Genomic DNA, 14,568 nt, shown 5'->3' on the forward strand with positions numbered 1-14,568 from the left:
GGCCGCCGGGCCATCGAAATCCGAGACATAAAAACGGCATCTGGCGGGAACGTTAGCACTAAAAAACGCGTTTCGCCGGGCTCAGGAACGAAGCTTGCCACCAGCGGAGTTGGATCGTGTCCGTTAAATGGGACGGCCGTGGAAGTCGATGTCGACCAGATCATCCGCGACACCAATCCAGGGATCGTTCTGAATATGTCCGTACGCGGAACGGCGTCGTCTTGGGCGAACCTGGCAACACCCTGACTGCAATGCTCCGTCACGACGCGTCGAACATGCACGGGAACTCCCCCGCTCGAATTTTCAGATACCAAGATACGCCTCCCTGATGCTTGAATCATTGATGAGAACCTCAGGCGCTCCGGATGCCGTCACGCGACCTTGCTCGATCACGTAGGCCTGATGGGCAATTTCAAGCGCCTTGTTCACGTTCTGCTCGACAAGCAGCACGGCTACGCCTCGCTCATTGATCATCTGGATGATTTTGAACATTTCCCCGACGATCAAAGGCGACAGCCCGAGCGACGGCTCGTCCATGAGCAGCACGCGCGGCTTGGCCATCAGGCCACGGCCGATCGCAACCATTTGCTGCTGCCCACCCGACAAGGAGCCCGCCAATGAATCCTGGCGCTCTTTCAGAACAGGGAAAAGCTGAAACACCTCAGCGAGCGTAGCATCGCGAACAGCCCGAGCGATCGAGCGGTACGCACCGAGCAACAGGTTGTCGAGGACCGTCATCGCGGTGAAGAGACGGCGCCCTTCCGGGACGACTGCTATGCCGTAGTCGCAGACCCGATGGCTGGGCACTTTGGAAACGTCGTTACCCTCGATAACGATCTTTCCCTTGTGCGGCCGAAGAATTCCGGCGATGGCATTTACCAGCGTGCTCTTCCCTGCTCCGTTCGGGCCGACGACGGAAACGATCTCGCCTGGCCTTACACTGATAGACAGGTCCCACAGAGCGATCGCATCTCCGTAGCCAACCTCGATCTTATCGACCTCAAGCAGCATAACTGCCTCCCAGATATGCGCTGACCACTGCTGGATCTCTCATCGTTTCGCTTGGATGCCCAAGCGCCAGAACTTTGCCTTGATCCAGCACCGCGACACGGTCCGCCAGCGCGACAACCGCACGCATGAGGTGTTCAACGAAGATGATCGTCGTACCGCCAGCCTTGATGCGCTTGATCATTTCGACGGCGTGGTCGACCTCGGCTGGGTTCAAGCCACAAAGCACCTCATCAAGCAGGAGCAGGCGTGGTTTTGCGGCCAGCGCTCTGGCGAATTCGACAAACTTTCTATCATGCAGGTTCAAGGCCTCGGGAAGCACGTTGGCCTTGTCAGCCAGGCCAGTGAAGGCGAGCGCTTCCCTGGTGACTGCGTCGACCGCAGCCACGCCCATGCGATCCGCGCTGCCAAATTTCGCGCAGAGCCGAATGTTTTCGAGGACGGTCAGATTATCGAACAGGCGCGGGATCTGGTAAGTTCGCGCCACGCCCTGTTGCGCGATCAGATGCGGTGATCGACCGGAAATCTCCTCGCCTTCCAGTGTGATCTTACCGGAGGTCATGGTGTAGTGGCCGCTGATCATGTTGATCAGTGTGGACTTGCCGGAACCATTTGGCCCAACCAGGGCCAGGATTTCACCCCGCTGGACGTCCAGGGTGACGCCGGTCAAGGCACGGATACCGCCAAAGGATTTCGTGACATCTTCGCACTTCAGAAGCACCGAACCGGAATCTGACGCGGTTGAAGGCGGGAGCTCAATAGCAGCCTGAGCGGCTGCCTCCGATGCTCCAGTTTCGCTGCGATTGGCGGCGAACCTGCGAATAAGGCTGGGGACGATGCCAGACGGCAGCACCAGGATTACAGCTATCAGCGCAAGAGCCACGCCCGCACGGCCGAATTCCGCATGGGCGCCGCTGACGATAGCGCTCTGCAGCACGGTGATGATGACCGCGCCGATCGCAGGTCCAGCCCAATGGCGAGCGCCGCCGAGAATGCTCATGAGCACGACATAGAGAGGAACGGTCACCGCAAACGTCTCGCCAACCGTGACGTAGCCTACATATACGGCGTGGATCGCACCCATTCCGCCGGCAAGTGCCGACGAGACGGCAAACGACATCAGCTTATAGCGAAACGTCGGAACGCCTTTCACCTCTGCGACGTCTTCATCGTCGTGGATTGCAAGCAAGCCCTGACCGAATTTGCTGTGAAAGATGAAGTAGGACGTCGCCAGCGCAGCAAGAGCCGCGATAAGCCCGAACATGTAGAGGGAGCCAGACGCCGTCACGCCGATCATCGGGATTTCGATCCCTGAGAGGAATACGCCCGTGCCCGAGTCCAGCGCGGTGTTCGACACAATGGCCGCGATGACAAACGTTACCGACAGCGTCAGCAGCGCGAAGAACTCGCCGCGCAAAGCTCCGGAGCGAAAGACAACCAAGCCAATCAGCACGGCAATTGCGGCCGCAAGCAGTGCCGCAGCAGGTATCGTCGCGACGAAGGACCATGACAACTGCGTCGCCAGCGTGGCCGTTGTGTAGACGCCAATCCCGAAAAATGCGGCGTGGCCAAAACTCCAGTAGCCCGTGTAACCGCTCAGGATGCCCCAGCTCGTTGCCAGCACGACCCAGAAGAAGATAATGTACAGGTAGGACAGGTAGTAATCCGCCATTCCCAAGTAAGGCAGCGAGGCCAAAATCGCCGCGCCCAGCGCTGTGATTAGAAGCTTTTTCATGGTCAAATCACCGGTTTGCGCAAGAGGATGACGATGAGCACGCTGAATGCGACGAGCGGCGCCCAAGCGGGATTGACGACGGACATGGTAAGGCTCTCGGCCACGCCAATCAGCATACCGGCACCCAGCGCGCCGATGGGGCTGCCCAATCCTCCAATGATGGCGACGGCAAATACGACCCCAATCCAGGCCTCGATTTGAGATGGAGCCAAAGTTCCAATCAGGGCAATGAAGACACCCGCGATGCCGGCCGTAGCTGAGCAAAAGCCGGCTAGAATGTATGACACGCGGGTGGAATTGATTCCAAAAGCCGACGCTACGGGGGCGTCATGGGCAGCGGCACGCAGGGCCTTGCCGAGCATGGTCTTGTTCAACGCGTACCAGGCCATTGTGGCAAGCACCCCTGCACAGACAAACGCTGAAAGATCCAATACGGGCACGAAGATCGGTCCGAGCCGGATGGTGCTCTGGGCATAGGGTGTTTCATAGCGAAGGAAGTCAGCCGACCAGATCCATTGGATCAGCGACTCGATCAGGATCGTGACGCCGAACGTCACCAAGAGAGAGGCGAATTCCTTCACCTTGAAACGCACGAACAAGCTGTGCAACGCAACTCCGAGCGCGAAGAAAAGCGGCGCGATCAGAAGAGCGCTCAAATATGCCGGGATGCCATAGACGGTCCCGAGCTGGTAGGTCAGGTAAGCGCCAAGGAACGCCAGCGCGAAATGGCTGAGGTTCACAAGCTTCAACAGCCCCCAGCTCAGGCTGAGGCCCATCGCCAGCAGGCCATAGATCCCACCCAGCAAGACGCCACCGACAGCGGATTGCAAGAAAAGAGCAAGAGTCATCGGGATCCACGTCCTTCTGTGGACACGATGGTCGACTCCGGGAACACCAGAACATCCATACGTTATGCCTCCTCCCGATTGCGCTAACGTTAGCATGGATATTCATCCCACAGCGAAGCCTCCGTGTCAACGGCGTTCAAGAGGCTAATTCGCTGCCTCTTCGCTGCGGGCGCATCGAAGCGGGACGAAAAAAATCCCATAAAGTGAGATCAAATCTATGAGAAATCTACTAGTTTAGAATCGCAACTCGATACCGAGTTTAAGTATCCGGGGCGAAAATTAGATTAGTTCAATTGAGCGGAAACGTCTGCGATCTCGGAGTTTGACAACTGCGACGCCAATGCTATCGTTGGCGAAAGTGATCATTCGAGCCAAACACAATGGTAACAATTAAAGACATCGCCGCCATACTGCAAGTTTCACCCTCAACCGTCGGTCGCGCTCTTGCCGACGATCGACGTATCAGCGCCGAGATGAAGCGAAAGGTGAATGAAGCTGCAGCTCAAGCGGGGTACGTTGCCAATCGTGCTGCACGGATGATGCGCGGGGTTCAGAGTAATCTCGTTGGGCTGATCGTTCCAGATATCAGGAACAGCTTTTATTCGACTATTGCACACGCTCTCTCGCGGTGCCTTCTTTCGGCGAATTACCAACTGACTTTGTGTGAAACCGATGACGACAGAATGCATGAGCTTCGTCACATCAAGGAACTTACTAGCGCCAACGTTGCGGGGATCATTCTGGTCCCGAGCGCAAAACCTCATCCCGATTCTGCGCGAATCCTGAAGATGACGCCTCACATCCAATTGCTGCGAAAGGCACCACTGCTCGGTGACCAATGGTTTGGGATTGATGACCGACGGGCACTTTACGAGAGTACTGAACATATCATCAATGAAGGTCACAAACGGATCGCTTACATCGGCGGCACGGAAGAACTGCCCACTGGCGCGGCTCGCGTGCAGGGTTTCCGGGAGGCCGTAAAAAGCTCCGGTCAAGCGATCACCGTTCGTGAGGAGCTTGGCGCGCCCTCCTCGCCCGAATTCGGACGGGAGGCCGTGCGTCGCCTACTTTCCTTAAAGGATCGACCCACGGCGCTCGTGATCGGTGCGGTACAAAACACCTCAGGAGTTATTGATGAACTCCAGGACCAAGCTTTAAGCATCCCCCAAGACATTTCCGTCATCGGATTCGGAGATGAGCTCGGGTACCGGTGGTGGGGTCCAGGATTGACCACCGTACAGCTACCTGTTTCGGAGTTGGCAACGGCTTGCGGACTTTGGTTTTTGCATCACCTTCAGAATAAGTCTGACCTTAGCAAGCCGTACAGCTTCATCTCTCCGCCTCAATTGATTGTTCGTGGCAGTACGGCGACCCCATCGAAGCAATGACGGCGTCATTTCCCCACGTTTCAAGGCCATGGGGAAAAAGGGGCCGTCCGCCATACGACCACACCTCTTTCTCCGGACGGCCCCTCATCCGCCACTGCGATCTTGAGGAGAGGCCGCTTTAAGGACCAGAGCAAAGTAAAGGCCTCGATGGTGATCTCAGGTCCCTACTTCTTGTAGGAGTCCTCAAGATCTACTTTCAACGCGCCCATCAACCGTACGCCGGAATTGTACCACGCGACATTAATTGCCAATTCGACCAATTGCTTCTCGGAAAGGAATTTCGCGATACCGTTCCAAACCTCCTCGGAAACGTCGACATGCAGGGTCGAGTCCTTCGCGAAAGCCATCACCGCCCTTTCCTCTTCCGTGAATAAGTCCGAGGTCTCGAATTCAGGGATAGCTTGGTACTGCTCTTCGGTGAGCCCTGCCTTCAGACCGTGCGAATGGTGATGAACGATCTCATATTCCGAGTTGGTGCAGTAACCTACCGTAAGGATCGCCATCTCTCTCAGCTTCGGACTGAGGTCAGAAGCACGAACAGCATTGGCGTAGGTCAGGAAGTCATTCAAAATTGCTGGTGCGTTTGCGAGTGCAAGGAAAATGTTCCCTGTCGGCACCTTCCTTTCCTTCCGCAGGCGCTCATTGAGCGCCGCGTGCGTGTCTGCCAGTTCTGAATTCGGAACATATCTAACTCGTGCCATTACTCCACCCTTGGGTTGTCATCGAAGATCACTATTGGTCAAGTGCCACAACGAAGGCCACCGCGAAAATTGACCCACTATACGCTAACGTTTGCATTACTAACATCGAGTCACCCGGGATCAATCGCTTCTTTTCCTAAACAAATCCCGAAAGGTCTCGTTCTAATTTGCTTTCTGGAAGTCCTCACCGCGGCTGAAGCGAGCTGGCCGCGCGTGAAATGTGCGCGGGTTGCCATGCACACCTTGGAAGCTCTCAAGCATGGCTCAATGCGCGGCAAGTACAACTGGATTCTTCAAAATGCCGATGCCGGGGATCTCTACTTCGAGATCATCACCCGGACTGATGGGGCCTACCCCGGCAGGAGTGCCCGTCATGATAGCATCGCCTGGCAAAAGCGTCATGAACCGGCTCAAATAAGCAACGATGTCAGCCACTGAGTAAACTAGATCCCTGGTGTTTCCGGACTGCTTCACCGCACCATTTTGACGAAGAATGACATCGAGATTTGTCGGATCAAGGTCGGTTACGATCGCCGGCCCCATTGGCGCAAAGGTGTCGTATCCTTTCCCGGCCAAAAGGCAGCCGAACTTGCTTTCCTGACGCTGTATGATGCGATCGCTGATATCGTTGCCGCATGTATATCCAAGGACGTGGCTTAGTGCCTCGCCCTTGCTGATGTGCCGACCACCCTTGCCAATGATCGCGACTAGCTCAGCCTCGTAATGTACGATTTCACCGTCTCGCGGGAATTCGATCCCATCTCCGTTGCCGCTCGCTGCGGTGCTAGGCTTCATGAACAAAACCGGAAGTGAAGGCTGCTCTTTCCCTGACTCGTTGGTATGCTCTCGATAATTGTATGCCACTCCAAAAATGCGGGGACGGTTGACTGGGCATAGCAAGCGAACCATGGACAGATCGTCCACCTTTCCAGTTCCTTTTATCTCGCTGAATGGCTCTCCAGCGATCCGCACGATACTGCCGCCGCCGCTGTCGACACCATAGTGAATCCCATCGGCCGCCTCGTATCGCAAAATTCTCATTTCGATCTCCACTTTTGCTAACGTTAGCGCAAACCATCGGTCGTCGTCAACGCTATCTCTAGCCGTTAGTGATCTTTCTCAATTTGTGTGGTGTTCGGCATTTTTGATCGGCATCATCCGTGCCCTGAGAAGCTCTGGGCCAGCTCTACCGTGCATTGCACGTTTGATCGTTTTCAAACGGTTGATATGAGTTTGTGCTTGGCCATTGCTCCACGGGAGGTCGATTGCATTGCGAATGGCGGCGAAGAACGCGAGCGAACCGACGCACCGATTCAAGTCGTCTTTTAGGATGACGCCCACGAGCAGCGATATCCCTGGACGTGCCCGAGATTTCGCCCGTGTTGGATCAAGCACTTCTTAACACCCTTCGTTGGATGTCTTTTGCTGGATGCAAATTCCGGTGCTGGCGCCCCTGCTGACGACCTTCGTCCGGGGTTGCCTTCAGCGATTTCCGTCGTCGGTTGCACCCATATGAGTTATCTGCCTCCGGTATTAGAGTAACTATCCTAAGTTTAGTTTTCTCTTTATAATTCGACTCGTCACGTAGCTGGGGAGCTATGTGCACAGGGGATACATCAACAGGTCCGTTCGCATTTCACCTGATCTTAACAACAGGAGGACGCAATGCGTGCATTGGCGAATGACGACAGAAACCTGTTCTGCAAACTGAGACCGGTCGCTTTTCTCGCTATTGGCCTTACGGCCTTTTCGATCGGCGCGGCAGATGCGAACACCATCACCGAAGAGGAAGCCCATGCGATAGGCGTGGACGCGTACGTGTATTTCTATCCACTGCTATCAATGGACATCACCCGGAAGCAACTGACCAACGCCGATGCCAAAAAAGGTGCGATCGGCGGCCCGTCCAATCAGTTCAACAACATCCTCGAGTTCCCTCCCGCGGACATGAAGGTGGTGGTCCGGCCGAATTTTGACACTCTATATTCGAGCGCCTGGCTTGATCTGACGAAAGAACCGGTCGTGGTTTCGGTCCCCGACACCGGCGGACGCTTCTACTTGCTGCCCATGCTCGACATGTGGACGGACGTGTTTGCGGCACCGGGCTGGCGGACCACCGGAACTGCGGTCGGCCATTTCCTGATTGCCCGTCCCGGCTGGCGGCCCGATCTCCGTGAAGGGTTCAATGAGTTCAAGCTGCCGGCAGGAACCCAGCGGATCGATGCGCCGACACCCTATGTCTGGGTCATCGGACGGACAAAGACCGACGGACCGCCAGACTATGACGCCGTTCATAAGATCCAAGATGGTTACACTGTCACATTGCTTTCGCAGTGGGGAAAGGATGCAAAACCGGTGGAGGTGAAAATCGACCCGTCGGTGGATATGAAGACACCACCCAAGACCCAGGTCGATACCGCCTCGGCAGGAGCTTATTTCGCCTACGCTGCCGAGCTCCTGAAGCTCCATCCGCCGCATGTCACCGATCAGCCCATAATTGCCCGAATGAAGAAGATCGGCATTGAGCCGGGTAAGAGCTTCGATCTTTCCAAAGCAGACGCGGTCGTCCAAAAGGCGCTCGAGACGGTGCCACAGGACGCTCAGGCGCTGATGACCTGGAAGGTGAAGACGCTGGCACGCATCGCCAATGGCTGGTCGATGAATACCGACACGATGGGTGTTTATGGCAATTACTACCTGAAGCGCGCTATCGTTGCGCAACAAGGCCTCGGCGCCAACCTGCCCGAAGACGCCATCTATCCGCTCAATCTTGCCGACGAAAATGGCCACCCGCTTGACGGCAGAAACAACTATACGATCCACTTTGACAAGGATCAAATTCCGCCAGTCCAAGCCTTCTGGTCTGTGACATTGTATGACGACAACGGATTTCAGGTCGCCAATCCCCTTAACCGCTTCGCAGTCAGTAGCTGGATGCCGTTCAAGTATAACGCCGACGGTTCGCTCGATCTCTATTTCCAGAACGAGAGCCCGGGCAAGGACAAGGAATGGAACTGGTTGCCAGCACCCAAAGGGGCGTACAACCTGACAATGCGGCTCTACGCACCCAAGCCCGACGCGCTGACGGGCAAGTGGAACCCGCCGCCGGTCAGTGAAGCAATCGCAGCATCTCCACTTGCTGCGCAATAACCGGTAGTGAGAAAGTGAAACGTATCGCAGTGCGCATGCTGTAACGCCAAGGGGGCCGCATTCGTACCTCCTTGGCGGATATGCAGCGTTCCTGGCGTGTGAGTACCGGCTTGGATTTTTTGTTACCGGCGTTCATTTCTAACACACCGAAGCCGTTTTGGAGCCTTAAGGGGAACGGCAAGGTTCCACCGTTACGAACCTTGAAGGCTGACGGAGTTCTGCGCAACTCCGTCATTCGAAGCTTGTGTCGATATCGCAACTGTATGCTCGTCTCGAGACCAGACGATCAACTGCAAGCATGGATCTGGGACTGGAGCGGACCGCGAGGATTGATATTTCAGAATCGGATCGCAAGCCCCAAAATAGGTCCTTGCTGAACCACGTCGAATATAAAGCCGTCATTGCGATAATTGACGCCGAGAGCGCGATAACCGGCGACGGCGGAGATGGTGTCGTTGAACTTGTAGCCGAGCCCTGCCATGACATCCCAATCGATATCTGCGCCGCCGCCGCCGACAAGGCCCCAGCCCGTCAGGTAGACTTTCGGTGTAAAGAAATAGCTGCCCTTGACGCCGGCCAGGGCGTCCACCCAGGTGGCGCTGTCGTCTTGGGAGATCCCGTCGAGAAACCCACCGTTGAAAGATATGTTGGTGTCAACGGACCAGAGCCTGGCGCCTCCTACGACGTCGAGATGACCGTCAGGGCCGTCAAGGACCGAGTAGCCTACGCCGAGCAGCCCCGCAAAAGTCTTGGAGGTAACCTCGACATTGTTCACGATGATGCCCCTCGGCGTGTGGGCGTCATTGGAGAGCTTGGTGTACATGATGTCGCCGAAGATGCTGAAGCGGTCGTAGCGCGCTTCGCCAATGGCCATCATGGCAAAATCAAGGTTCTCGAAGAGATCGCCGAAGCTTGCGTCGACGTGAACCTCAGGAAGGCCGAACTGCGCCACGTCTCCGGACATGCTCGCCCCCCAAAAATAAGGGGCAAACGTAAAAGTCCATCCACTCTGGGTCTCGATCGATGGTGCCTGCGGGTTCAGAAGTGGCGTCAGATCCGCCGCCTCCAGCGGGCCGCAAGCTGTCATTGCGCCCAAAAGAACGGCAACATAGCCGACATGGTATTTCATAGTCTTGTCCCCCCAGATCAGCCGGCTCTTTGCCGGCGATTCAAATCGTGCTTCCACCCCTCATGCATTCGTTCGACCCACATCGCGACGCCAAAAGGCGATCCAGCCATAGACGATGTCCCCCCAAAATTGTCATTTTGGAAGGCATGCTGATCAGCAATGCTATCGGATTGGACACCTTCTTTGCGTGATCCGCAAACTTATCCTCTGCCACTGCCAATAACACCACGGATAGAACCAGAGGAACGCAAATCAGGCACTGAACTGAGATAACTGCCACACGAACCCCCGTCGCAGTTAGTCGCCGAACATTATATTAGAATCCCCTTACCATTCAATGGTATGAACTGAAAACGAGCCTTGGTCAATATCTCATTGCCGATTGGGATGAGCCCCTAGTTTGGGTGATGGCCGTGTTCCAGGGACCGTCGAAGGTGCTGGATTCGGTTTGGGAAAACCGCCCATTTTGCGGAGATAAATTGCCCGCGAAAGGGACAATCTGCTGCGAATTTCCCTCGTGCTCCCCGAAACTGGGCGTCCGACCATGACGTTTGATCCCAGGATCGCGACTACGTCTGCCAAGGCTGCCAGATCGTAGGAGGACGTCTTTTCCTTCAGCGCGTAATTGGCGTTGATTGGTTCGTTGGTTGGCTTCAAGCGTCAAGGCTTTGATGTGGCTCGCTGCTCGGTTGCTCGGCTCACAAGATCGATGGACCTTCAAGGCATCGTCAGCGAAAACCGATCCGCACTATGTTCTCAGGCGAGGCGGCTCCGAGCCCACTCGACCGCGTGAAGTTCGGGTGCCGAAGAGATTCGGATTTCTGATCTCACGCGTCTCAAGCAGCATGTTCGCCGTGCTGATGCAGGTTCTTTTCCTCGGTATCCGCTTATTTTGGAAATTCGTATCTCCCCATCCCTTTTAATGCACATAATCTATAGACATTATTATTTTAGGGGTTACCTATGGGCATCGAAAAATCTGAAAGCGGCCTCGGAAGACGGGACTTGTTGAAACTGTCTGCTGCGATGGGGGCCGCCATTGCCGGCGCTGCCCTTGTGGGGCAAAAGCCGGCCTCTGCGGAGGGCGAACTTTCTCTCAAGGGAAAGCGCATCGCCATCAGCGCAACGGGCACCGATCACTTCTTCGATCTTCAGGCCTATAATGCACAGATTGCCGAGGTAAAGCGCCTCGGCGGCGAGCCGATCGCGGTGGATGCCGGGCGTAACGACGGCAAGCTCGTCTCGCAGCTACAGACGCTGATCGCCCAGAAACCGGATGCAATCGTCCAGATTCTCGGCACATTGAGCGTCATCGATCCCTGGCTGAAAAAGGCGCGCGATGCCGGCATTCCCGTGCTGACAGTCGATGTCGGCTCTACCAATTCGCTTAACAACACCACGTCCGACAATTGGGGCATCGGCAAGGATCTTGCCCTGCAGCTTGTCTCGGACATCGGCGGCGAAGGCAATGTTGTCGTCTTCAATGGCTTTTATGGCGTGACGCCTTGCGCGATCCGCTATGACCAATTGGTGAACGTGGTCAAATATTTCCCGAAGGTAAAGATCCTTCAGCCGGAATTGCGCGACGTCATTCCCAACACCGTTCAGGACGCCTTTGCGCAGATCACCGCAATCCTGAACAAGTATCCGGAAAAAGGATCGATAAAGGCAATCTGGTCGGCCTGGGACATTCCGCAGCTAGGGGCGACCCAGGCATTGACGGCTGCCGGCAGAACCGAGATCCGCACATACGGCGTCGACGGCAGCCCGGAAGTTCTGCAGCTTATCGCCGACAAAAGCTCTCCGGCCGGCGCCGACGTAGCGCAGCAGCCGGCGGAAATCGGCCGCACGGCGATCCGCAACGTCGCAAGACTGCTGGCTGGAGAAAGCTTGCCGCGCGAGACCTATGTCCCGGCCTTACTGGCCAACAAGGACAATGTTTCAGACGTCGTCAAGAAACTCGGCATCGGCTGACGCCACGCAATCGCGATCCGGGCAATTCCCGGATCGCTCACCATTGGCGCGGTGTCGGGAGAAATTGATATGACGGCCATTTCGGTCACGCAGCCGGTCAAGGCGCGAGATGACATCATCCGCTTCGAGGGGATCTTCAAGCACTTCGGCGGGGCGCAGGCACTCGCGGGGGCGTCACTGATCGTCAAGCGCGGAACGATCCACGGTCTCGTCGGCCAGAATGGCGCGGGCAAGTCGACGCTGATCAAATTGCTCGCCGGTCTCCATCATCCCGACGGGGGCACGATCGAGATCGAGGGCGAATATGTCGACAGGTTGACACCCCATCTTGCCGAAGAACTCGGCATCCACTTCATCCATCAGGACCGCCTGCTGGTGCCGACATTCACGGTCGGGGAGACCCTGTTCCTTGGTCGCGAGCCACGGATTGCTGGAACCCCGTTCCTCGATCGCAGGCTGATGCAGCGCCGTGCATCCGAAATCCTCGACGATTATTTCGGGATTCGGCTTCCGAATGGCGCCTTGATCAGTGAGCTTTCGACTGCCGAAAAGCAGATCGTGCAAATCACTCGCGCGCTTCTGAACCGGCCGAAAGTGCTTGTTTTCGATGAGCCGACAGCGGCGCTTGTTCGCCGTGAGGCGGACATCCTGTTCCGGTTAATCCGCCGTCTTCGGGATGAAGGCGTCACCATCCTCTACATTTCCCATTACCTGAACGAGATCGAGGATCTCTGCGATCATGTCACCGTGCTGCGCAACGGGCTCGATGTGGCTTCCCTGCCGATCAAAAGCACGTCCGCCGCAGCGATTGCCCGGCTGATGGTGGAACGGGACATCAAGGAGATGTTTCCCAAAAGGCAGGTCGCGTTCGGCGATGAAATCGTCAGGGTCGAGCAGCTCAGCGCGCCGGGCAAATACAGCGATATCACCTTTACACTTCGGCGCGGCGAAGTGCTCGGTATCACCGGCCTGCTGGGTTCCGGCGCAAAAGAACTCGTCCGAACGCTCTTCGGCCTGGAGAACCCGGCGTCCGGCAGCATCGAGGTCAATGGCAGGGCGGCGCGTTTCTCCAATCCGACCCATGCCGCAGACCACAATTTTGCGCTTGTGCCGGAAGATCGACGCCGCCATGGGATAGCGCTCGACCTCAGCGTGAAGGAAAACATCAGCCTTTCCAGCCTGGAGCGTTTCACCCGCTTCGGTTTCCTCGATCGAAAAAGCGAACAGGATGAAGCCGATAGCTTGATCAAACGGCTTGAGGTCAAGACTAGTAGTCGGGATGCCTTGTTGCGGACGCTGTCGGGCGGCAATCAGCAAAAGGTCGCGATCGCCAAGTGGCTGAGCCGGCAATCGGAGGTCTATCTTCTCGATGAACCAACTGTGGGCGTCGATATCGGCTCGAAGGTCGAAATCTACAGCATAATCGGCGAACTCGCCGCCCGAGGCGCCGGCATTATCGTGCTTTCTTCCGATTTGCCTGAGCTCGTCGGCATCACCGATCGAATACTGGTTCTCTTCCGCGGCCGCATAGTGCGAGAATTTAAATCATCTGACACCACGGCGGATGAAGTCCTGGCCGAATCCACCGGATCCTCGGAGGGATTGCGCCATGTCGGCTGATGTAGAGCTTGCGCCGCCCATGAGTTTCGAACCTGCGGGACCGCATCGACGTCAGGCCGGCAGCGTGGCTGCCGCGGCATTGCGATACGGATCCCTGATCGCCTTTGCGGCCATCCTGGTGGTCTTCTCGCTGACGGCCCCTTATTTCCTCAGCATCGGCAATATCGGCAACGTGCTTGGGCAATCGACGATCTCAGGCGTGCTTGCTATCGGGCTGACCATCGTGCTGATTGCAGGCGGCTCCAATGTCGTCAAAGGCGGGATAGACCTTTCCCTTGCGGCCAATATGGGTTTGAGCGCCGCCGTCTATGCCAGCCTGACCCAACTTGGCTACGGTGATGCGGTGGCGGTGGCGGCGTCGCTTCTCACTGGCGCGCTGATTGGCACAATCAACGCGCTTGCGGTCGTCGTCGCCGGCATTGTGCCCTTGCTCGCCACACTCGCCGTGATGAACGTGGTCGCCGGCCTCGAATTGGTGCTGACGCAGAATACCGTTCTTCCTGCCTCGACACCGTTCCTCGCGATGCTTGCCGCGTCGGATCCCCTCGGCATCCCCGTTCTCGCCTATTACCTGCTCGGTTTTACGGTGATTACGGCTGCCGTCGTGCAGTACACGCCGCTTGGCTTGCGTCTTTATGCCGTCGGTGAATTTCCGGACGCGGCGCGCGCCGCGGGCCTGCCGCTTCGCAGATTGCTGGCGGGAGCGTTCATCGCAAGCGGCATTTCCGGCGGCATAGCGGGCATCCTCTCCGTTTCCTATCTCAGCGGCAGCACGACCGGCTCCGGCGAGATGCTGCTGCCGGTGGTCGTAACGGCTCTGCTTGGCTCGGTCTTTTCGCGCCGGCTGGTGCCGACTGTCACGGGCACGTTGCTCTCCGCTCTGCTGGTCGGATTTCTGGTCAACGGCTTCCAGCTTCTGAATATTTCGAGCACGCTGGTGAGCGGCGTCCAGGGCGTCCTCATTCTCATCGTCGTCTCCGCCACCACGCTACTGCGCAAACAGGAGAGCTGA

At 56.7% G+C, this 14,568-nt stretch carries 11 protein-coding genes and 2 pseudogenes; 6 read left to right on the forward strand and 7 right to left on the reverse strand.

All coding sequences use genetic code 11. From position 1 onward, the window contains the following. Nucleotides 1-303: 303 nt before the first annotated feature. From QA648_RS30365 to QA648_RS30375, 3 genes are read right to left on the reverse strand one after another with little or no spacing between them, the layout of a single operon-like run. Entirely contained in the window at nucleotides 304-1,011 is a 708-nt protein-coding gene (locus tag QA648_RS30365; RefSeq protein ID WP_283052648.1) for an ABC transporter ATP-binding protein, read from the reverse strand. Next, nucleotides 1,001-2,743 (reverse strand): branched-chain amino acid ABC transporter ATP-binding protein/permease, encoded by a 1,743-nt coding sequence (locus QA648_RS30370; protein WP_283052649.1) that lies wholly within the window; start codon nucleotides 2,741-2,743, stop codon nucleotides 1,001-1,003. Before QA648_RS30370 ends, QA648_RS30365 begins: the two co-directional genes overlap by 11 nt. 2 nt (nucleotides 2,744-2,745) lie before the next feature. Further along, entirely contained in the window at nucleotides 2,746-3,591 is an 846-nt protein-coding gene (locus QA648_RS30375) for a branched-chain amino acid ABC transporter permease (RefSeq protein ID WP_199773634.1), read from the reverse strand. A gap of 380 nt (nucleotides 3,592-3,971) precedes the next feature. Here QA648_RS30375 and QA648_RS30380 point away from each other — a divergent pair, with 380 nt between their 5' ends. Next, complete coding sequence (locus tag QA648_RS30380; RefSeq protein ID WP_104827674.1) at nucleotides 3,972-4,982, forward strand: LacI family DNA-binding transcriptional regulator; 1,011 nt, start codon at nucleotides 3,972-3,974, stop codon at nucleotides 4,980-4,982. A 164-nt stretch (nucleotides 4,983-5,146) separates the two neighbouring features. Here the strand turns inward: QA648_RS30380 and QA648_RS30385 are convergent, their stop codons facing one another. From QA648_RS30385 to QA648_RS30395, 3 genes and pseudogenes are all read right to left on the reverse strand, one after another. Further along, complete coding sequence (locus QA648_RS30385) at nucleotides 5,147-5,683, reverse strand: carboxymuconolactone decarboxylase family protein (protein WP_283052651.1); 537 nt, start codon at nucleotides 5,681-5,683, stop codon at nucleotides 5,147-5,149. 264 nt (nucleotides 5,684-5,947) lie between these two features. Further along, nucleotides 5,948-6,724 (reverse strand): fumarylacetoacetate hydrolase family protein, encoded by a 777-nt coding sequence (locus QA648_RS30390; protein WP_283052652.1) that lies wholly within the window; start codon nucleotides 6,722-6,724, stop codon nucleotides 5,948-5,950. 78 nt (nucleotides 6,725-6,802) lie between these two features. Then, nucleotides 6,803-6,992 (reverse strand): annotated as a pseudogene (locus QA648_RS30395) (ISL3 family transposase); the annotation flags it as partial. A gap of 356 nt (nucleotides 6,993-7,348) precedes the next feature. On the opposite strand from QA648_RS30395, the gene QA648_RS30400 reads away from it, so the two are divergent. Further along, the gene (locus tag QA648_RS30400; protein ID WP_283052654.1) at nucleotides 7,349-8,833 is read left to right on the forward strand and encodes a DUF1254 domain-containing protein; all 1,485 of its coding nucleotides are present in this window, start codon (nucleotides 7,349-7,351) and stop codon (nucleotides 8,831-8,833) included. Nucleotides 8,834-9,170: 337 nt separating this feature from the next. Here QA648_RS30400 and QA648_RS30405 read toward each other — a convergent pair whose 3' ends face one another. Then, on the reverse strand, nucleotides 9,171-9,962 hold the full coding sequence (locus QA648_RS30405) for a hypothetical protein (RefSeq protein WP_104827679.1): 792 nt from the start codon (nucleotides 9,960-9,962) through the stop codon (nucleotides 9,171-9,173). 655 nt (nucleotides 9,963-10,617) lie between these two features. Between QA648_RS30405 and QA648_RS30410 the strand changes: the two are divergent. The 4 genes and pseudogenes from QA648_RS30410 to QA648_RS30425 form a co-directional block, all read left to right on the forward strand. Further along, nucleotides 10,618-10,754, forward strand: a pseudogene (locus tag QA648_RS30410) (IS3 family transposase); the annotation flags it as partial. 171 nt (nucleotides 10,755-10,925) lie between these two features. After that, entirely contained in the window at nucleotides 10,926-11,936 is a 1,011-nt protein-coding gene (locus tag QA648_RS30415) for a sugar ABC transporter substrate-binding protein (RefSeq protein WP_283052656.1), read from the forward strand. A gap of 69 nt (nucleotides 11,937-12,005) precedes the next feature. Then, on the forward strand, nucleotides 12,006-13,556 hold the full coding sequence (locus QA648_RS30420; RefSeq protein ID WP_283052657.1) for a sugar ABC transporter ATP-binding protein: 1,551 nt from the start codon (nucleotides 12,006-12,008) through the stop codon (nucleotides 13,554-13,556). Continuing rightward, a complete protein-coding gene (locus tag QA648_RS30425) occupies nucleotides 13,546-14,568 on the forward strand; it encodes an ABC transporter permease (protein WP_283052658.1) in 1,023 nt (340 codons plus the stop codon). The genes QA648_RS30420 and QA648_RS30425 overlap by 11 nt, the downstream gene beginning before the upstream one ends.

Origin of the sequence: Rhizobium sp. CB3171 (assembly GCF_029714265.1) — a bacterium.
In the GTDB taxonomy this organism is placed as follows: Bacteria; Pseudomonadota; Alphaproteobacteria; order Rhizobiales; family Rhizobiaceae; genus Rhizobium.